The sequence below is a fragment of the Holdemanella sp. MSK.7.32 genome, from assembly GCF_024460475.1.
Taxonomy (GTDB): domain Bacteria; phylum Bacillota_I; class Bacilli_A; order Erysipelotrichales; family Erysipelotrichaceae; genus Holdemanella.
In genome coordinates this window covers 1-18,625 of sequence record NZ_JANFYN010000047.1, presented here as the reverse complement: position 1 = coordinate 18,625, position 18,625 = coordinate 1, and the positions used below count along the sequence as shown (strand labels likewise).

Annotated in this window: 19 protein-coding genes, 2 tRNA genes and 1 CRISPR repeat array; of the genes, 8 read left to right on the top strand and 13 right to left on the bottom strand. The window is 31.9% G+C overall.

Translation table 11 applies throughout. The features are described from left to right. The first annotated feature begins 190 nt into the window (after positions 1-190). The gene (locus tag NE544_RS09975; RefSeq protein ID WP_256269229.1) at positions 191-349 is read left to right on the top strand and encodes a hypothetical protein; all 159 of its coding nucleotides are present in this window, start codon (positions 191-193) and stop codon (positions 347-349) included. Here the strand turns inward: NE544_RS09975 and NE544_RS09970 are convergent. The 6 genes from NE544_RS09970 to NE544_RS09945 all read right to left on the bottom strand — a co-directional run bounded on the left by NE544_RS09970 (position 337) and on the right by NE544_RS09945 (position 8,495). After that, on the bottom strand, positions 337-483 hold the full coding sequence (locus NE544_RS09970; RefSeq protein ID WP_256269228.1) for a hypothetical protein: 147 nt from the start codon (positions 481-483) through the stop codon (positions 337-339). The two genes, NE544_RS09975 and NE544_RS09970, sit on opposite strands and share 13 nt — an antisense overlap. 609 nt (positions 484-1,092) lie before the next feature. Next, positions 1,093-2,054: direct repeats of the CRISPR family, unit length 36 nt; unit sequence GTTCTGTTCTAGCAAAAATCCTTATGGTAACAAAAC. A 44-nt stretch (positions 2,055-2,098) separates the two neighbouring features. Further along, positions 2,099-2,923 carry a hypothetical protein gene (locus NE544_RS09965; RefSeq protein ID WP_256269227.1) on the bottom strand — a complete coding sequence of 275 codons (825 nt, stop codon included), beginning with the start codon at positions 2,921-2,923 and terminating at the stop codon, positions 2,099-2,101. Between the two features lie 44 nt (positions 2,924-2,967). Next, positions 2,968-3,276: a CRISPR-associated endonuclease Cas2 gene (gene cas2 / locus NE544_RS09960; RefSeq protein ID WP_244975788.1), complete on the bottom strand. Its 309-nt coding sequence runs from the start codon at positions 3,274-3,276 to the stop codon at positions 2,968-2,970. 4 nt (positions 3,277-3,280) lie between these two features. Continuing rightward, the gene (gene cas1, locus NE544_RS09955; protein WP_256269226.1) at positions 3,281-4,174 is read right to left on the bottom strand and encodes a type II CRISPR-associated endonuclease Cas1; all 894 of its coding nucleotides are present in this window, start codon (positions 4,172-4,174) and stop codon (positions 3,281-3,283) included. Between the two features lie 104 nt (positions 4,175-4,278). Then, positions 4,279-7,632 (bottom strand): type II CRISPR RNA-guided endonuclease Cas9, encoded by a 3,354-nt coding sequence (gene cas9 / locus NE544_RS09950; protein ID WP_256269225.1) that lies wholly within the window; start codon positions 7,630-7,632, stop codon positions 4,279-4,281. 392 nt (positions 7,633-8,024) lie between these two features. Continuing rightward, positions 8,025-8,495, bottom strand: coding sequence for a hypothetical protein (locus NE544_RS09945; RefSeq protein ID WP_256269224.1), 471 nt, complete (start codon positions 8,493-8,495; stop codon positions 8,025-8,027). A gap of 110 nt (positions 8,496-8,605) precedes the next feature. Between NE544_RS09945 and NE544_RS09940 the strand changes: the two genes are divergently transcribed. Further along, positions 8,606-9,643, top strand: coding sequence for a M42 family metallopeptidase (locus tag NE544_RS09940; RefSeq protein ID WP_256269223.1), 1,038 nt, complete (start codon positions 8,606-8,608; stop codon positions 9,641-9,643). On the opposite strand, the gene NE544_RS09935 is transcribed toward NE544_RS09940, so the two are convergent. Then, complete coding sequence (locus NE544_RS09935; RefSeq protein ID WP_256269222.1) at positions 9,630-10,505, bottom strand: Cof-type HAD-IIB family hydrolase; 876 nt, start codon at positions 10,503-10,505, stop codon at positions 9,630-9,632. The genes NE544_RS09940 and NE544_RS09935 overlap by 14 nt on opposite strands. 107 nt (positions 10,506-10,612) lie before the next feature. On the opposite strand from NE544_RS09935, the gene NE544_RS09930 reads away from it, so the two are divergent. The 4 genes from NE544_RS09930 to NE544_RS09915 all read left to right on the top strand — a co-directional run bounded on the left by NE544_RS09930 (position 10,613) and on the right by NE544_RS09915 (position 12,730). After that, positions 10,613-10,688: transfer RNA gene (locus NE544_RS09930), tRNA-Asn, on the top strand. A 131-nt stretch (positions 10,689-10,819) separates the two neighbouring features. After that, positions 10,820-10,895, top strand: a tRNA-Asn gene (locus NE544_RS09925). A 56-nt stretch (positions 10,896-10,951) separates the two neighbouring features. Then, positions 10,952-11,314, top strand: coding sequence for a DUF4186 domain-containing protein (locus NE544_RS09920; RefSeq protein ID WP_117573759.1), 363 nt, complete (start codon positions 10,952-10,954; stop codon positions 11,312-11,314). A 105-nt stretch (positions 11,315-11,419) separates the two neighbouring features. Then, positions 11,420-12,730 (top strand): threonine/serine exporter ThrE family protein, encoded by a 1,311-nt coding sequence (locus tag NE544_RS09915; protein WP_256269221.1) that lies wholly within the window; start codon positions 11,420-11,422, stop codon positions 12,728-12,730. An 11-nt stretch (positions 12,731-12,741) separates the two neighbouring features. Here NE544_RS09915 and NE544_RS09910 read toward each other — a convergent pair whose 3' ends face one another. Continuing rightward, positions 12,742-13,491, bottom strand: coding sequence for a DUF4866 family protein (locus tag NE544_RS09910; protein WP_256269220.1), 750 nt, complete (start codon positions 13,489-13,491; stop codon positions 12,742-12,744). 183 nt (positions 13,492-13,674) lie between these two features. Here NE544_RS09910 and NE544_RS09905 point away from each other — a divergent pair, with 183 nt between their 5' ends. Then, positions 13,675-14,544, top strand: coding sequence for a LysR family transcriptional regulator (locus NE544_RS09905; RefSeq protein WP_256269219.1), 870 nt, complete (start codon positions 13,675-13,677; stop codon positions 14,542-14,544). Positions 14,545-14,552: 8 nt separating this feature from the next. Here NE544_RS09905 and NE544_RS09900 read toward each other — a convergent pair whose 3' ends face one another. Further along, entirely contained in the window at positions 14,553-15,578 is a 1,026-nt protein-coding gene (locus tag NE544_RS09900; protein ID WP_256269218.1) for a YeiH family protein, read from the bottom strand. Between the two features lie 103 nt (positions 15,579-15,681). Between NE544_RS09900 and NE544_RS09895 the strand changes: the two genes are divergently transcribed. Next, on the top strand, positions 15,682-16,557 hold the full coding sequence (locus NE544_RS09895) for a LysR family transcriptional regulator (protein WP_256269217.1): 876 nt from the start codon (positions 15,682-15,684) through the stop codon (positions 16,555-16,557). Here NE544_RS09895 and NE544_RS09890 read toward each other — a convergent pair. The 4 genes from NE544_RS09890 to NE544_RS09875 all read right to left on the bottom strand — a co-directional run. Continuing rightward, the gene (locus tag NE544_RS09890; protein ID WP_256269216.1) at positions 16,534-16,914 is read right to left on the bottom strand and encodes a GNAT family N-acetyltransferase; all 381 of its coding nucleotides are present in this window, start codon (positions 16,912-16,914) and stop codon (positions 16,534-16,536) included. The two genes, NE544_RS09895 and NE544_RS09890, sit on opposite strands and share 24 nt — an antisense overlap. A gap of 122 nt (positions 16,915-17,036) precedes the next feature. Continuing rightward, complete coding sequence (locus NE544_RS09885) at positions 17,037-17,351, bottom strand: TfoX/Sxy family protein (RefSeq protein WP_256269215.1); 315 nt, start codon at positions 17,349-17,351, stop codon at positions 17,037-17,039. 9 nt (positions 17,352-17,360) lie between these two features. Further along, positions 17,361-17,819 carry a GNAT family N-acetyltransferase gene (locus NE544_RS09880; protein WP_256269214.1) on the bottom strand — a complete coding sequence of 153 codons (459 nt, stop codon included), beginning with the start codon at positions 17,817-17,819 and terminating at the stop codon, positions 17,361-17,363. Positions 17,820-17,860: 41 nt separating this feature from the next. Beyond that, positions 17,861-18,625: DUF5700 domain-containing putative Zn-dependent protease (locus tag NE544_RS09875; RefSeq protein ID WP_256269213.1), on the bottom strand; the 765-nt coding region annotated here is incomplete at its 5' end.

Below are 18,625 nucleotides of genomic sequence, written 5' to 3'. Positions count from 1 at the left end.
CACTGTACCTCGCGATACAATGCCCAAGGACTAGATACTGGCCTCTTTGCTCCAAGAGTTACCAGGTTAGGAGTTTCACCTAACTAAATCGACTGCACCGAACTGGCGCACCATAATCTCACCCACTTTATTATACTGCAAAGCACAAAAATTCTTTCTAACAATAGTGTAAGAAAAAGGAAGTGATAGTATGATCTATCTTCAAGCGGGAATCCTCATTCTAGAAATCGGATTATGTATGTTACTAAATAATCTTTTAAAGAATAAATTCAATAAAAAAATACGATACGCCATTTGTATCGCATTACTATTAAACTGTTGGAATATGCGTACGTATCAAGCCATGTGAGCTGTACATACCTTATTCTGTTTACTAATCCTATTATTAATATTCAAGAAAAGAAAACCAATTCTCTGCATACTTCTTTCAGCCATCATATCCACATCCATCGTTACTTTTGGTTCTATGAATATGTATACCATCCATAAGACAACCTACAACATCACAACAACAAAAGAAATCATAAAAACCAAATTTCTATCTACTTGGCAAAGACTTCGTCTATGAATCCACATCCAAAGATGACATGGAAATTCTATTTAAACGACTCGGAAGACTTACTAAAGTAGCCTCTATTTATTTTGTATATGGTAATCACAAAAACAAGATAAAATTCACAAGAAATAAACTCAATCAAGAAATCACAAAAAAACAACATTATCATTCTAAATGATCAAGAAGTACATTTAAATAACATAACTCTAATCGTCAGAAAAGACTACCATCTTACAAACAAAACCTACAGCATCGTCCTAGACCATCAACCACAAGGAACAAAAGAAAATATTAAAAACAATGTCGACGTTCAACTCAGCGGACATACTCATAACGGACAAATGTTTCCACTCTCTTATTCTTACCACCTACAACCCGACTTTGCAGGAAATTACGGAAAAGAAACATTCAAGCACCACACAAAAATCATTAGCTCAGGCCTTGTTGGCTGGGGCTTTCCAATAAGAACAGAGGGTATATGTGAGTATGTGGTAGTTAATATAACACAAGACAAATAAGCAATATTTAAGCACAAATCAATATTCTAGCAAAAATCCTTATGGTAACAAAACGGAAGAATTGGATAATCGTTACAAAAATAAGTTCTGTTCTAGCAAAAATCCTTATGGTAACAAAACGTCCTGCACGATATAAATATCATACCCAAGGTTCTGTTCTAGCAAAAATCTTTATGGTAACAAAACAGTGTACCAATCTATTGATCGTGTCATTTAAGTTCTGTTCTAGCAAAAATCCTTATGGTAACAAAACGGATGAGGTCAACGCCAATAATCAACAGGTGTTCTGTTCTAGCAAAAATCTTTATGGTAACAAAACCTTGAAATGATGTTATGCTTATGCGGAATTGTTCTGTTCTAGCAAAAATCTTTATGGTAACAAAACAATAACACTCTTCGAGTTTAATCTACAAATGTTCTGTTCTAGCAAAAATCCTTATGGTAACAAAACATACATGCATTTATTATGATCAAATTTAAAGTTCTGTTCTAGCAAAAATCCTTATGGTAACAAAACTGGGGTCTAGAGTCTATATTCAATCGGTCTGTTCTATTCTAGCAAAAATCCTTATGGTAACAAAACAAAGCCATTCCATCTTTGCGTTAAATCTGTGTTCTGTTCTAGCAAAAATCCTTATGGTAACAAAACTGTTGAATACAAGATACGTTGTTCGCTAGGGTTCTGTTCTAGCAAAAATCCTTATGGTAACAAAACCCCGTATTTTAGTTATTTTGGCATTACGCCGTTCTGTTCTAGCAAAAATCCTTATGGTAACAAAACGATATAAGGGGTTATTTACACGTGTGCCATGTTCTGTTCTAGCAAAAATCCTTATGGTAACAAAACTTACGGATTAAATCATCATACTTTTGTTTTGTTCTGTTCTAGCAAAAATCCTTATGGTAACAAAACTGTAAGTTTTACCCACGATCCAAACCCACCAGTTCTGTTCTAGCAAAAATCCTTATGGTAACAAAACCTCAAAAATATGGTAGCACATTTTTGAATGTAATAGAATACTAATTATTTAATTGAAAAATGGTCTAGTTCTTGATAAATATCGTGTGTTTTATGAGTGTATATTTGTTGTAAATAATTAATTGTCATTTGTTCTACCTCCTGTAATGTATATGTTTGAAGTGATTTTTGTGATAGGTCGTAATAAATTTGTTCCATGTCTGCTAAATCTATTATTTTATCTTGCAATAAAGCTGTATTTTGTACATTCATTAAATCGCTGTAATAATTTGTAAAGATTATCAATTTAACATTTTCAATTTTATTGATTTTCTGAAGAATTTTATCACTTAAATTATCTAGTTTGCCAAAGACAAAGATATTATCATATTTTGAATTATGATTGGAAATATATTCAACTAAATCCAATTGAAACAAAATCAATTCATCTCTCGTTAAATCAAATTCATCTTTTTGTAATTCGTCTTCATAATATGGTGACAACATTTTTATCAATTGCTTATAATTAGCTCCATTAAACATAATTTTAAGCATTGATTCATCATTGACTTCTTCTGATAATGAATTCAACAATATGTCAATTGTACTGATAGTATCAAAATAATCTTGATTCTGAAGTTTCATTTCCAAATATTTTAACATCAATGACTTTGTAGTGAGCTTTTTATCCTCATTAAGAGAGTACATTTCTGATATTTCTATAAACATATTATTTTTAAATTCTATCTCTTTTTCGTTTATAAACATTTTCGTACTAATATTATTTTCTGTTCTGTTTTCACTTTTATCTTTTGAAGTAAACAATCGAATTGCTTGTAATAATGTATAACTTGCACTTGAATCTGAAATTATATATTTTACATGATTCATTTGAAGATTCCATTTATTTGTTCCATTCTTTATAGTCAATAAATTCATAATTTTATAAATGCATCGCTGTTCACGACTTGTTCTTGATTTGATTTACCACCAACTATTATTTCAATCTTTGCATACTGCTTTTCTGTAACCAATAGAATTCGTATTTGTCCCTTTTGAGGAACGTTTCTTTGTAAAATACTCACATGTTTTACTGCTGCTTCACGATTTGCAAATATTTTACAATACACCGAATACTGCATCATAATATATCCATTTTTAATTAGATATTTTCTAAATGTTGCATAAATTCTTCTATCTTCTTTAGATACCACGGGTAAATCAAAAAATAATATTAATCGCATAAAATCATATATCATATATTACTGGTAATGGATACAAAATGGAATCTGCTTCACCATCTAAATAATTAAATATAGAATCTAGATAAAAACTAATTGCATTTGCTATTGTTTGTTTTCTTCCATCAATCATGATTTTCTTGTTTGTCAATTGTATTAAAGTTTCTCTATGAGATTGTTTAAAAATAATATCATCCATCATATTGTTATAAACATAATGATCCACTATTGGCCTAAACACTTCTATAATATCATCACTCAAGTTAAACATATTTTGCTTGCCTTTGTGAAAAATTCCTATATTAGCAATATAGCCCTTTGCTACAATAATCGATGTTATTAAAGATCTAAATATAGCATAACCATAATTTAATCCAGCATTTATCACATCTTCTTCAAAGCGAATAAAATCATGACCAAAAAGTTCTCTAAAATACATTTTTGCAGCCAAGCCTTCTCTGTTCGTTTTATCTCCAGAAACAACACTATCTACAAATTCATACAACTTCTTTTCCACTTCAAAATCTTTATTATTAACCTTCAATATTTCAATTTGATTTAAAATCTTCATTTTTACAATCATAGCATGTAAATCTTCTTTACGTTTTGAATCCCAACAAATCTGTTTTGAAATATTTCCACTACTTGAAAAATGTCCATTCATCGGCAATATATAGCTTTTTGGTAAATGATCCACTCCACAAATGATGGTACATACATTATTATCTGTTAATTTATTAATTAAAGGCACACTCAAATTAGACTGATAATTATCAATCACTAGAATTTGAATATCTGAAACCGGAATCAATAAAGTGTCATTTTTAATTTCCACTTTCAAATTATCTAAATATAGTCTCAAATACTCACATTTTTCAATATATATAACTCTATAGCCCATAAAAAGGGTAAAAGAAAAGGCTCCGAAGAGCCGAATCCGGGATAAACCCTTGTTTTGTTAGGTCATAAAAATTTTTGCTAGAATATAACCACCTTCAGTATACTCTATTTAAATTCCAATTTCAACTTATTATCCTTCACTTCGTATAGATTTCCTAATACATCTGTGGCATATTTACATACATTCTCAACTGAAGTTACTCCCTGTCTCAATTGTTTTTTACAATATGTATATATAGGTTTAATTTCTATAGTATTAGTACTGTCATCATTCGTTGCAGTATACTTCAATATCTCAACACTTGTTCCATCATAATAGTATTTATCTCCACCTTTTTCTGTTGATAAATCATAAATATATGAATTACCTTCTTTTTTCTTTATACCAATCAATTCATCCCTATGCATTGAGAACAAGAATTTATCTGTGTCTTTTATCTTTTTATTGGCTTTTTCCTGCTTATACCATTGTTCATCAATCACATACATTCCTTTTGCTTTATGATATGAAACATTTGTATATCGAACAGTAACAAATCTAAATTTACCATCTTCGCATTGATAGAAATCTGTTCTATATGGTTTAATTTGTTTCAAAATAACTTTTTTATTATTTGTTTGATAGTTTGAAGAAATATCTAAATGATTGCCTAGTTTTTCACTCTCATATTTCATCGAAATAATTTCAGGCCCATTTCCCTTCTTAGAATATTTACGTACAGCACCATTTTCTTCCTTATATTTTGTCAAAGGATTTTCTCCAACTAAAGTAATAATTTCTTCACCTTTTTTCTTAGATGCTTTATACATTTTTGAATCTGATTTAAATTGTTCATAATGATATTTCACAATGTCTCTAATTAAATCGAATGTCTGTGGATCATGCTTTGCCATTAAATATTTTTCATCTTCTCCATTTAAGATATCTTGAATTAAGCGAATACATTTCTTGTCTTTTGGATCATAAATATTAGGGATTTTTTCAATCAAATAATCCGTTCCATCTACACTCCTTGTACTGTAGATAGTTTCGTCTGCAATCTGACGATTTGGCTTTGTATTCACCTTATGAGAAATCTTAATTGGATTAAAACACATATTCTCTTTATCTATTACATGATTATAATACTTACTACTTTCTTCAAACAATGTTTTCAAATTCACAATATATTGAATATACCTTTCATCATAGAATACTTTATCATCAGGAATTGTAATGATTTCTCCCGTTTCTTCATTATATAAATCGTTGAAATCATGTTCTTGTTTAAGAAGATATTCGTTCAACAAGTTCATTTTTTTTACAGAAGCTACAATTAATGCATCCACCGCATGGTGTAAATAGTTTTCATCACGATCTTTTTCCAAATGAATCTTCTTTCTGAATAAATCCGTAACTCTACCGTTTATTATATGAACTTTTGTATCAATCTCATTATCTTTAAAATAATCTGACAGTGTATTTAATACAACTCGACAAGCGTAACTTGTGTCCACTAGATTTCTATTAATAAATTTTTTAGCAACTTCTTCTTTCGTAATATTTTCTTCATTTAGTAAATTTAATTTCTTTTTGTATGGAATTTCTTTATTAGAAAGAACATTTGTCTTAAATTCTGAATAACTACATCCCATTCCATTAAATTTATTAGCTGCATATGCCATAAAAGGAGTCAAATTACCTTTCACCTGATTTTCTGAATGTAATGCTAAAACTTTATTATTTTGAGAATCATCTAATGATATAGAGATTGGAATAATATGATCAATTTCTGTATACTTTGGATCTTTAATAACTCGATTTAAATCTAAAGGTTCAAAAGTATATGCACTCTTGCCTCCTTGTTGCAAATATAAACTAATTTTCATTCTTGTTTTTCCATTAATTTTTGTTGGATCATACCCCTTTTCATTCAAAAATTTATCCATTTCTTTAGATCCATTCTCTCGATTTTTTTGGTAGTTACTAATTCTCTTTTTCTGTTCATCTGTATTCTTATCACGAGTCATCTCAACAACAATGGAATCGAATTCTCCATATTTCTTCCTCAATGCATTTACAACTTTAAAAGTTTCATTTTGTGCTCTCTTCGCCACTGGAGATAAGATAGCTTCTGGATTAGATTCAATATTCTTTTTACCTTTATGAGAAACACGATTCTTATCAAATAATTTTAATTCATGTAATAATTGCATTTGATTCATTTCAGATTCAAACAATTCTTTGTTTAATAAATTCAATGCTTTAAAAGATAATGAATGATAGCCTGTTATTCCTGTTGTATTTGCTAAAGTATCTACCACTGAATCAGAAAGTCTATACTCCAAATGATACAAATAATCTTTTCTTTCTTGTATACCCTTTTTATTCGTAAGAATTTCAATAATTCTATCTAGCATTTCATAATCATTTAATGAAATTGAATATCCTTCTTTTTCTAAAATTGATTTAATTTTCTTATATCCCTTGAACTCAGTAAAAATAGCCTTCTGATTTTTGTCTATACGATAGCCTTTAATATCAACTTCATTCACATTTAATTCTTTTGCCAATTGACGTAAAGTAATATTTCCTTTCTGACTAACTATAGTTAAAATTCCCTTCTTCTCCTCTGGACATAACTTATTACCATCTACTGTTAAATTATTCATATCATTTAAGAAATTAAACAAGTCTGCTGTTACCGCCATTTTAGGAGCTCTTAGTTCATCTGGAAATACGCTACATTTCCCACGCATTTTTTCAATCAAATCTATTTCTTTAATTTGCCCATCAACTTCTATAAATCGTCCATATGGTGTCGGTGATTTTTCACTTCCAGGCCCCTCATAATAAGCTCTTCTACGCGCAACTATATCAATAATCTTATTAATAAGTTGTTCATCTAATTCCTGGTGATGTAATATCTCATTCAATTCGTTTACATAATCTTTTGTTGAGAAATTATTTTCATGTCCACGAATATGATCCTTATTGTTTAAATTATCCAATTGAATTTGACAAATATATTTTCCTTGTTTAATCAACTGCTCATTATGCTGTAAAGTAGCCTTTAAACTTAATTCGTCATCACTCTTTTTTGCATCTTCTTCTACAGTTTCAATAACACTACCTCTGTGTTTTGTTATATGTAAAATAGCTGCCGTTAATTCGTCATTTGTCAATTTTTCATTCAATCCTTTACAACGCAATTCATATACATTCTGCAAAGGATGATAGTCATCTGACATTATGCCGTTTTCCTTCAACAATTTTTGCATATCCATAATTCGAGTATGACGTCTTGAAGTCAAACGTCTTCGGCTTCTAGCACCTCTACGCTTCTCATTCTCTTCTGCTGTACCTTCTTTAAACAAACGTACTCCATAGTCTACGAATTTACCTGTTTCAAGATCTATAACTCCATACCCGCAGCTACTAATTCCTATGTCTAAGCCTAATACATACTTATTATCCATTGCAATGCCCTCCATAAAGTGATTGTGTTATATGCATTATATCACTTATAAAAGCCGTTTCCTATTAATTTCTATATAAAAATAAAAGTGTATGCTCCCAGCATACACTTTATATAAAGCAGATTTTATATTTTTAAGTTATATTTCACCTTTGCACCGCAAAAGGCATTATTCAACATCATCATAGGTTAATTTTAAGTTTTTTCAAAAAGTTTTGAGAGTTAATGTCTTTTTCACATTGGACATTTATAATTGAAATTGCTACTAGATATGGCAGGTTATTTTCATTGGATTGATCTCTCCCAAAGTCTTTTTTTCAAAGACGTACGTAAATTCAAGTTAATATTGTCTTAAAAAATCTAACATATCTAGTAGTCTTTTCTATATTTATATTACTGATTCACACCTCGATATAGAGATGTCATTTCTGAATTTCCCTTTAATTCTGAAGCCATATATTTAACTAAGAACAAATCTTTATCAAAATTAGAGACCAATTCTTTCTGGTAAATCATCATGTCCTTATCTTTATAATAAGCACCCTTTTTATCGGTAATTAATACAACTCTAAGATTTGGATATTTATTTAAGAGTAGTTCTAGAATTCTTTGTTCATCCTGAATTCCATTTTCTAATTTACTCGCATACTCTTTATTCACAAATATTGTATTTACTTTACTCAAGTCAAGATGTTTTATTTCATAATCCACCATATGTAAATATACCGTATTTGATTCATTTAAATAGTTTTCTAATTGTTCATCATTATTATCAATAAATACTGTCTTACAATTCTCATTATGTTCCACTTGAAACTGTTTAAACAAATTCCTTAAATTTTCTTTTCTTACATTTAATTCCATACTATTAGCCTCCTTTTCTTGTACAATAGCACAAAGTGAAAAAAAAAGTTGAATACATTGTTTAGAATTTGTATAAAAGCGTATAATACATACAGGAGGAGTTTTAAAATATGCAACCATTTGATAAAGAATATGTCTGTGACATCGCCAAACAAATTTTGAATATTGATTCACCAACAGGCTACACAAAAAGAGCCATCGATTTCATGGACGAAGAAGCTAAAAAATTAGGCTATACAACAGGTCGTAACCAAAAAGGAAACTTATTAATCTATGTAGACGGAAAAGATTCTGAACACACATTAGGATTGAGTGCTCACTTAGATACATTAGGACTTATGGTTCGTTCCATCAAAGACAATGGAAAACTTGCCATTACTAAAGTCGGAGGCCCATGCTTACCAACATTAGACGGAGAATATTGTAAGATCTATACTCGTGATGGAAAGGTATATACAGGAACCATTCTTTCTTGTTCACCAAGCGTTCACGTATATCCAGATGCTTCTACATTAGAAAGAAAAGACGATACGATGGAAGTTCGTATCGACGAAGTTGTACACTCAAAAGCAGATGTTGAAAAATTAGGTATCTGCAACGGAGACTTCATTTGTATTGACACAAAAACACAAATCACAGAAAGTGGATTCATTAAATCTAGATTCTTAGACGATAAGATTTCAGCTACAGCTTTAATGGGCGTACTAAAATACTTAAAAGACAACAACATTACACCTCAAAGAGACTTAGTCATTATGTTCAGTACATATGAAGAAGTTGGTCATGGAGCAAGTTGTCTTCCAGAAGAAGTTGAAGAATTATTAGCCGTAGACATGGGATGCATCGGTACAGATCTTGCTTGTACGGAACAAGACGTTTCTATCTGTGCTAAAGATTCAAGCGGACCATACGACTACGAAATGATTACACGTCTAGTTGAACTATCAAAAGAAAACAAGCTTAATTATGCCGTTGATATCTACCCACAATATGGTTCAGATGTCAGTGCCGCATTACGCGGTGGTAACGACATCAAAGGAGCCTTGATTGGCCCTGGTGTTCATGCAAGCCACGGAATGGAAAGAACACACTATGATGGTGTAGAAAGCACAATGAAGCTTGTTGTTAGCTATATCACAAAATATTAAAATCCTTTAAAGCAGCTACAATACCCTGTTCCACATTGGACTTGGTCACATGAGCTGCTTTTTCTTTTACATAATCCATAGCCTGACCCATCGCAAAACTATGAGTTACAACACCAAACATACTCACATCATTTTCGCCATCACCAAATGTGAAGACTTTATCCTTATCCCAACCAAACATATCCATCATACGAACTAAAGTAGCTCCCTTACTATATCCCTTAGGCAATACTTCAAGTTCTCTAGGACAAGTACGGAACACTTCATATTGATCTTTAAATTCATTTTGAATATCCAAAGCCAATTGGGTAGTTACCTCTTCATCCTCAATTGTCTGAATCTTATTTACAGGATATTGAATTTCACTAAGATCCTTAATATACGTAATCTTAGGATATCCATCACGCATATCCGCAAGCCAAGACCAAGGACCACCCGTCCAAGGAAAATCCTTTGGATATTCTTGTGCATTTCTTAATGCCTTTTTCTTTTCCATTATATGATCTGGAATATAATCAAATAATCCATCATTAAATACAGCCATTGTCTCACAATTTTTATGCATCAAATACGCAAAAACAGGCTCAACATCTTCCTTATACATCTGTTTTAAAACATGACGCTCATCCTTTTGAACATCATAATATGCAATACCATCTACCTCTAACAAATATCCACCATATACATCCATCTCTAATTCTTTAGCATATGAAAGTAATCTTGTATAACTTCTACCACTCGCAAGCACAAGCTTTGTCCCCTGCTTTTGACAAGCAATTAAAGCCTCTTTTGTTTCCGGTAAAATTTTATTATTTGGATCCAACAAAGTTCCATCCATATCCATTACAATCGCATCTAACATAGTCCATCCCTCCATATAGAAAATAATATATCACAATTTTAAAAAAAGTACTTGCATAACACAACATCTTTTGGTATTATATACAGGCAGTCAAGTGAAAAGCAAATGCCTGAATAGCTCAGTCGGTAGAGCATCCGGCTGTTAACCGGCAGGTCACAAGTTCGAGTCTTGTTTCAGGCGCCACTTGATTATGAAACCAGCTTAGCTGGTTTTTTTTATTTCTGAATTTAAATTTTTCTAAAAAAATTAAAAAAGTGCTTGCATAACTCTAATTCTTTTGGTATTATATTTAGGCAATCAAGTGAAAAATAAATGCCTGAATAGCTCAGTCGGTAGAGCATCCGGCTGTTAACCGGCAGGTCACAAGTTCGAGTCTTGTTTCAGGCGCCACTTGATTATGAAACCAGCTTAGCTGGTTTTTTTTATTATATATATAAGGAGAAACTATGACAGAATCCGAATGGTTTGAACAACTTTTTAATCGCTTATCTCACTCCAAATTTAGGAGTAGTTTTCATTTGAAACAAAAAGATAAAGAGTATATACAAGCCAAAGGAATGGACACCATTGAAAAACATGCCATAGATTTTGTTGAAAAAAGATTAGCTCCAGCCTATATACCCAACGACGGTAAACAAACGCCTTTCAAAGGACACCCTGTATTCATTGCCCAACATGCTACTGGCTGTTGTTGCAGACAATGTTTATATAAATGGCATAAGATCAAGCCCAATCAGCCACTAGGCCCCAAACAAAAAGCATATATTGTTAAAGTATTAATGACGTGGATTCATAAAGAAGTCGATTAAGAAATTGACTTCTTTTTTTTCTTGACTATACTATTCATGGAAATAAATATCGAATATATATTTATACTATGTGTATTATATATAAATGATATAGGAGATGATCTTATGAAAAACCATATGGAAATTCCGTGGCACGAATATACAAACAAAGATTCAAAAGTTAAGATTGAAAATGCAAGTCTTACAGAAAAATCCTCCGTTATAGGAAGAATTGGATTGATGCTTCTAGCCTGTGGTACAGGTGCTTGGAGAGTCAGAAGTTCAATGAACACCATTGCTAGTGAATTAAATATCACATGTATTGCCGACATTGGACTTACAAATATTTCCTACACATGCATTGATGGAATTAAGTCACACGCCCAATCTTTGTCTTTACATAATACAAGTGTCAATACATCTAAACTTGCTCGTATGGAAGACTTTGTCTATCACTTTAAAGACGAATGCAAAACATGCACATGCAATGAGATTCACAATCAATTAGACCAAATCGAAAGCATTCACTCTAGCTACTCCCCCATTATTCTAGGATTAGCTGCTGCTCTTGCATGTAGCTGTTTTACCTTTCTACTTGGTGGAGGCCCCATTGAAATGCTTTGTGCCTTTGTGGGGGCGGGACTTGGCAATACACTTCGAATGAAACTGATTAAACATAACTACACTCTATTCTTAAATGTCGCTGCCAGTGTTTCCTTAGCCTGTCTTGTATATGCCTTATTATTTAATTTTTTAGAAACCTATTTTGGCATATCCACACAACACGAAGCCGGATACATCTGTTCTATGCTTTTCATAATTCCAGGCTTTCCTTTCATCACAAGCGGTATTGACTTAGCTAAATTAGATCTTCGTTCTGGTATAGAAAGACTTGCCTATGCCATTATCATTATTTTAGCTGCCACACTTACTGCATGGATCTGTGCTTTAGTCTTACATCTTCAACCCGTTGATTTTGTAAAATTACACATTTCAACATCAACTAAGTTACTTTTAAGACTATTAACCAGTTTTGGAGGCGTCTTTGGATTCTCCATTATGTTTAACAGTTCAAAAAAAATAGCCGCCAGTGCCGGATGCATTGGAGCCATCGCAAACACATTACGACTAACACTTGTCGATTTATCTTTACCTGCTGCAGCCGCAGCCTTTATTGGCGCACTAACTGCCGGACTACTTGCTTCCATGATCAAAGGAAATACAGGATATCCTAGAATTGCGATAACCGTACCATCCATTGTGATTATGGTTCCAGGCCTATATATGTATCGAGCTATCTATAATCTCGAACTCACATCCACCATGTCTATTGGAGCTAACTGGTTCATTCAATCTTTATTGATTGTTTTGGCCCTTCCAATGGGACTTATATTTGCCCGTATCTTAACCGATCCCTCATTTCGTTATTGTACTTAAAAATGCTGAGTTTAATCGCCCAGCATTTTTTGTATACATTCATATAAGATACTATTTGAAACTTCAATATTCTTTTCTAAATTATGTTCAAAATGTGTAAATGGCAAGAATACACCTACACAATACTTTCCTTTAAAATCACCACAATAGAAGAATGCATTATACAACAAATCTTCAAGCTTCATCATAGAATCCCATAAGTCAGAATAAATTTGTGCATCACTTAACTTTTCATGAACCTCTTCCGGCATTTCTTGGACAACTAAGATACCTAAATGCGATTCATTTTGAATGGTTCGAATGGACATGTCCTCTTTAAAGCTATGCTGCTCTAAAAAACCATACGCTAAGTATCGATTTTTTTCTACAAGCTTTTTAAACATATGCTTCTTTGATTCAGGAATATGAATATCACTTTCTATAATATTTCCATCCTCATCACTTAAAAGAATCGGATTCTCTTTTCCCTTATCGTTAAATCGCAATGGAATCAAAAATGCATTTCTTAATAAGTCAAACATACTATTGCCGCATACGGCCATTAAAAATGCCGACAAATCTTTATTTTTATATGCAGTAAATAGTGCATTGGTAAATACTTGTTTATCCACAAGTACCCTTTCTTCTTCTACGCTTGAATCCTCATCACAGGCAACACCTTCATAAAAGGCATCCATTAATCGTTTACAAGCTCTAGGATCCTTGGCGATTTTATCAAACAAAGCCTCTGCCTTTTCTTCCCTTGGAAAAATTGTTGGCATGATTCTCACTTCTTTTCTAATCCTTTCGACAAACAGATACAAGAAGTCTTCCTTTAACACACTTTTTGTATCTGTTTTGATGGCTTGCCTACTCAGACTAAAAGTATTATACTAACTCCAAGAAAATATGTGAAATGTATATTTTAAATATATATTATACAAAAATTATATGGAGGTTATACAATGACACTAGACTATTACCGCATCTTTTACTATGTAGCTAAATATAAAAGCTTTTCAAAAGCCGCTCAAATCCTACATAACAACCAACCCAACATCTCAAGAACCATGAACAACATAGAAAGTGAATTTGGATGTAAGCTTTTAGTACGCTCTCATTCCGGTATTACTCTAACACCCGAAGGTGAACAACTCTATGAACATGTTGCGATAGCCATTGAACAACTTTACCAAGGAGAAAGTGAAATCCTTTCAAATAAAACCTTAGAACATGGACATATATCAATTGGTGTAAGTGAAACGGCTCTAAATATCTTTTTATTATCCAAACTTGAACAATTCCACAAAGCCTATCCACAAGTCAAAATCAAATTATCCAACCATTCCTCTATTCAAGCTGTTGATGCCTTAGAAAAAGGAATTGTCGATATTGCGATTGTCACAAGTCCGATCAATATCAAAAAGCCATTACGTGCAACTTCACTCTATTCCTTTGAAGAAATATTAATTGGTGGAAAAGAATATGAAAGCTTAAGCAACCAGATTCTAGACATTCAACAAATCTCGCACTATCCATTTATTACCTTAGGCAAAAATACAAGTACATATACCTATTATTCAAACTTATTTTTAATTCACCAAATCCCTTTTCATACCGATTTAGAAGTGGCTACTGCCGATCAAATACTTCCATTAGTCAAACACAACCTTGGCATTGGATTCTATCCTAAAGAATTAATTTCTAAGGATTCTGATATTTTTGAAATTCAAACAAATATAAAAAATCCTGAACGAGATATTATTCTTGTCCAGGATGCAAGTCGTGCAACCAATATTGCCACACAAAAATTCATTGACACACTTTCTTTATAATTCAAAGTTTACCAAATATGCATTACATGCTGCATCACTAAACTTACAATTGTGATACCACACCAACATGTTGCACCAACCGCAATTGGCTTTCCACCCGTTTTGATCAACTGAATTACATTGCTGTTAAGTCCAATGGCTGCCATAGCCATAATGATCAAAAACTTAGATAATTCTTTAAGTGGTGCAAATACACTAGAGTCTACTCCAACATTTACACAAACCGTTGTAAAAATAGCTGCCAAAATAAAATAAAGTATAAACATTGGAAAGGCACGTTTCAAACTAAAGTTTGATGCTTGTCTTTCTTTTTTAGCACGAATAAAAGATAGTCCGAGTGTAATTGGAATAATCGCAAGTGTACGAGTTAATTTTACTGTTACCGCCTTATTTAATGTGGCACTACCTAAATTCCACATACTATCCCAAGTTGAAGCCGCTGCTGTCACACTTGATGTATCATTAATGGCTGTTCCTGCAAAAATACCAAACGCATCCCCATGCATGGTATCAAAACCCAACGCCTTTCCTAGAATAGGAAAGAAAATAGCTGCAAGTACATTAAAGAAAAAGATAACTGCGATAGATTGGGCAATCTCATCATCATCCGCATCAATTACAGGGGCTGTTGCCGCAATGGCAGAACCACCACATATAGATGAACCAACACCGACAAGAATCGATGTATTTGAAGGCACTTTTAAAACCTTTTTCATAATCCACGCAAGTACTAAAGATGTAGTAATTGTACAAATAATAATAGGTAAAGATTGTTTACCCGTCTCAAAAATAATGCCTAGATTCATTCCAAATCCAAGTAATACAACAGCCGTCTGTAAAACTATCTTAGAAGTCCATTTAATACCAGCTTCTGCTTTTCCTTTATCATTCCAAAACATCGCGATAATCATTCCTGCAAGAATCGCAATGACAGCACCACCAATAACCGGAAACATTTTTCCTATGATCCATGATGGAATCGCAATCAATAGACATATTAAAATGCCTTTTCCATATTTATTAATAAAATTCATTCAATAATTCCCTCCATGAAGAGAATTGTAGCACTATACAACAATAAGGTAAAATTATATAATTCTATCGAATAATAATATTTTCTTATCATTGGAGGTACATATGCTAGATTATCGTACTGAAACATTTCTTACTGTATGCAAAACATTAAATTTTACAGCAGCCGCCAAACAATTAAATATCACACAGCCTGCTGTATCGCAACACATTCATTTTTTAGAAAAACAATACAATACAATCCTATTCAATTATAAGAATAAAGAATTAAGTCTAACTCCATCTGGTCAAATACTATATAAACATTTATTAACAATGAAAAATAATGAACAAGCTTTAATGAATGAAATCAACAATATTACATCCAACATTGAAACTCTCTCCATTGGAGTAACTATGACCATCGGTGAATATGCGATTGTAGATAAATTGGCAAACTTTATTCAAAATCATCCAGAAATCAACATCCACCTTCACTATGGCAACACATCTAAACTGCTCGAATTACTTGACCATGGACAAATCAGTATGGCTATTGTCGAAGGAAATTATCCAAAAGAAAACTATTCTCATAAAAAATATAGCACAGAAGACTATATTGCAGTCTGTGCTACATCCCATCAATTTAATAAAGAACCCCATACCATTCATGATCTAATATCTGAACATCTTTTAGTGCGTGAAGAAGGTTCTGGAACAAGAAACATTCTTGAACAAAGCCTAATTGCGCATGGATTACATATTTCAAATTTCACACATTATACACAAGTTGAAAATATGCATACCATCATGAATCTATTGAAAAAAGATTGTGGAATTTCTTTCCTATATAAGATAGCTGTAGAAAAAGAATTAAAATCAAAAGAACTCAAAGAAATTACTTTAGATGATTTTAAGTTACAACACGACTTTGACATCATCTGGGAAAAAGAAAGTATCTATGCCGATAAATATCTATCAATCAGTGAAGAATTTATTTAATAGTCGATTCGCAAGTACTACACGACCTTCTTTTATAGGACAAAAACCATTCTTAATCCAAAAGTGTTCAGCTTGAGGATTTCCATTTATCCAACCTAAGCGAACTTCCTTATATTTAAGTGTTGTTAAATATTTAATAAGTTCATTGACTATTGCGCTTCCAATCCCACTCTTTTGTATACTGATATCCATCATAAAGAATCCAATGAATACAATATCCTTTTTTGGATATCCATCAATTAAATCTAAGACTGCAATTAACTTCTCATTCTTAAAATATCCTACATAATACTTATCCTTGAAATCAATATTGTTTGGAAGAGCCATCATATCCGATTCAATACTCTTTCTTGTCACATAAGGAGGTCGATATTGATAATATAAGTGATTTTTACTACAAAGATCATATATTTGATCAATATCATTCTTTTGTAGTTTTCTAACATAATATTTCTTAGAAAAAATAACTCATCCATAATTTATTTCTTCCTTTTTGGATTTGGAAGCTCGTCATACATCACTTGAAACAAACCTTCCAAAAATTTCCGGTTATCCACTTCTTCTACCAACAACATTTCTTTGGCTCCATCATATGGTAATTCATATTGAACTTTTGACATATAATGAATTGCGGATTCTACAGGCTTAACAAGTAATCGATCATCATATATACCACCAATGATTTTCCCTCGATAATAGAGGATATATTCTTTCATCATAGCTCGATACGTAATTTCTTCTAAATTTGATAATTGCCCCATTATAAAATCTAAATATTCTTTAGTTGATGCCATTTTGTCACCTCATATTCCCATTACGTAAATTTGACAAGGATTATTTTCATCCCACAACGAATTCAGCACTTCAAATTCTTTAAATCCTAATGAAATATAAAATCGATTTGTACAATCATAATCTTTATACATTCCCATCTTCACTGTTTTTACCTGGATAAACGAATATCCACTTTCCTTTATACTTTCCTTTGCGTATTCAAATAATGCTCTTCCAATTCCTTTACGATGATATTCTTTTAACACACCCATTACAGCTAGTTCAACCGTATCTTTACCCGTTTGTTTAAGATACAAAAATCCAACAATCTTATCCTTTTCTATGGCACAAAAGAAATCTTTTCCTACACTATCAAGAATATATTCTTCTCTTGCTTCTACAATTCCAAACCATTCAGGCAATGCTTCTAATATGGCTCTTGTGATTTTCTTTTTTTCTTCATCATCTACAACTTTAATAATCTTCATATTCATACTTCCTTTACTATTGACTAAAAATTAAATCTAGTTTATATGCACTTTTTCGCAAAGCCATGATACCCTTGATCAAACACTTCTTTTAGTCTTGCATATCCACCTAATTGCCACTCTTTAGCTAAGTAGATCATTCCACACATACATGCATATTTATCATAATAATTTCCAAAGTTGGCTTCATAAATGTATTGTTCTTGTGATTGAGGATTGGTTTCCATTAAGACTAACTTCATTTTATTTATGGATTGAATATAAATATCTTCTAACTTTTCCCACTCAACCCTATCAATTTCTTGTTGATTATATGAAACAAGATGTGCAAATCCTTCATTAAATGTAATCGCATCGAGTTTATTTATATAATTTCCAAATTGTTCACTTTCTTCAATATCTGTATAATACTTCCCAATCAACACATGAAATAATTCATGGGTTAAAAGGTTCTGTGAGAGTTTGGATAGTGAAATCTTTCCAACGTATTTTTCCCAACACAATAAATCAAAGATCATATGATGTCTTCCATACTGATCCTTAAGTACAAATGCGTCATTAGGTTCTTTGCAACCTACAACTAAATCCAAGACAATATTATCTAAATCATTCTGCCAATCCTTAAACAAGGTATCCCAGATTCTTTTGTTGCAAGGAATAAAATCGCATATATGATTTATGATTTCATCTTTTATCTTAGAAACGATTTCTGCTTTATCTTTTTCAGGCTCTTGAAATATGCTTCTATCGGCCTGGTATATTGTAATTGACCCATCTAACTGGTCATCTACAATATACTCCTCCTT

What these genes read in the sequence shown, in the direction of transcription:
- NE544_RS09975 (WP_256269229.1), top strand. Translation starts at nt 191, where the DNA reads ATGATCTATCTTCAAGCGGGAATCCTCATTCTAGAAATCGGATTATGT.
- NE544_RS09970 (WP_256269228.1), bottom strand. Translation starts at nt 483, where the DNA reads ATGGTATACATATTCATAGAACCAAAAGTAACGATGGATGTGGATATG.
- NE544_RS09965 (WP_256269227.1), bottom strand. Translation starts at nt 2,923, where the DNA reads ATGAATCATGTAAAATATATAATTTCAGATTCAAGTGCAAGTTATACA.
- cas2 (WP_244975788.1), bottom strand. Translation starts at nt 3,276, where the DNA reads ATGCGATTAATATTATTTTTTGATTTACCCGTGGTATCTAAAGAAGAT.
- cas1 (WP_256269226.1), bottom strand. Translation starts at nt 4,174, where the DNA reads ATGGGCTATAGAGTTATATATATTGAAAAATGTGAGTATTTGAGACTA.
- cas9 (WP_256269225.1), bottom strand. Translation starts at nt 7,632, where the DNA reads ATGGATAATAAGTATGTATTAGGCTTAGACATAGGAATTAGTAGCTGC.
- NE544_RS09945 (WP_256269224.1), bottom strand. Translation starts at nt 8,495, where the DNA reads ATGGAATTAAATGTAAGAAAAGAAAATTTAAGGAATTTGTTTAAACAG.
- NE544_RS09940 (WP_256269223.1), top strand. Translation starts at nt 8,606, where the DNA reads ATGCAACCATTTGATAAAGAATATGTCTGTGACATCGCCAAACAAATT.
- NE544_RS09935 (WP_256269222.1), bottom strand. Translation starts at nt 10,505, where the DNA reads ATGTTAGATGCGATTGTAATGGATATGGATGGAACTTTGTTGGATCCA.
- NE544_RS09920 (WP_117573759.1), top strand. Translation starts at nt 10,952, where the DNA reads ATGACAGAATCCGAATGGTTTGAACAACTTTTTAATCGCTTATCTCAC.
- NE544_RS09915 (WP_256269221.1), top strand. Translation starts at nt 11,420, where the DNA reads ATGAAAAACCATATGGAAATTCCGTGGCACGAATATACAAACAAAGAT.
- NE544_RS09910 (WP_256269220.1), bottom strand. Translation starts at nt 13,491, where the DNA reads ATGCCAACAATTTTTCCAAGGGAAGAAAAGGCAGAGGCTTTGTTTGAT.
- NE544_RS09905 (WP_256269219.1), top strand. Translation starts at nt 13,675, where the DNA reads ATGACACTAGACTATTACCGCATCTTTTACTATGTAGCTAAATATAAA.
- NE544_RS09900 (WP_256269218.1), bottom strand. Translation starts at nt 15,578, where the DNA reads ATGAATTTTATTAATAAATATGGAAAAGGCATTTTAATATGTCTATTG.
- NE544_RS09895 (WP_256269217.1), top strand. Translation starts at nt 15,682, where the DNA reads ATGCTAGATTATCGTACTGAAACATTTCTTACTGTATGCAAAACATTA.
- NE544_RS09885 (WP_256269215.1), bottom strand. Translation starts at nt 17,351, where the DNA reads ATGGCATCAACTAAAGAATATTTAGATTTTATAATGGGGCAATTATCA.
- NE544_RS09880 (WP_256269214.1), bottom strand. Translation starts at nt 17,819, where the DNA reads ATGAAGATTATTAAAGTTGTAGATGATGAAGAAAAAAAGAAAATCACA.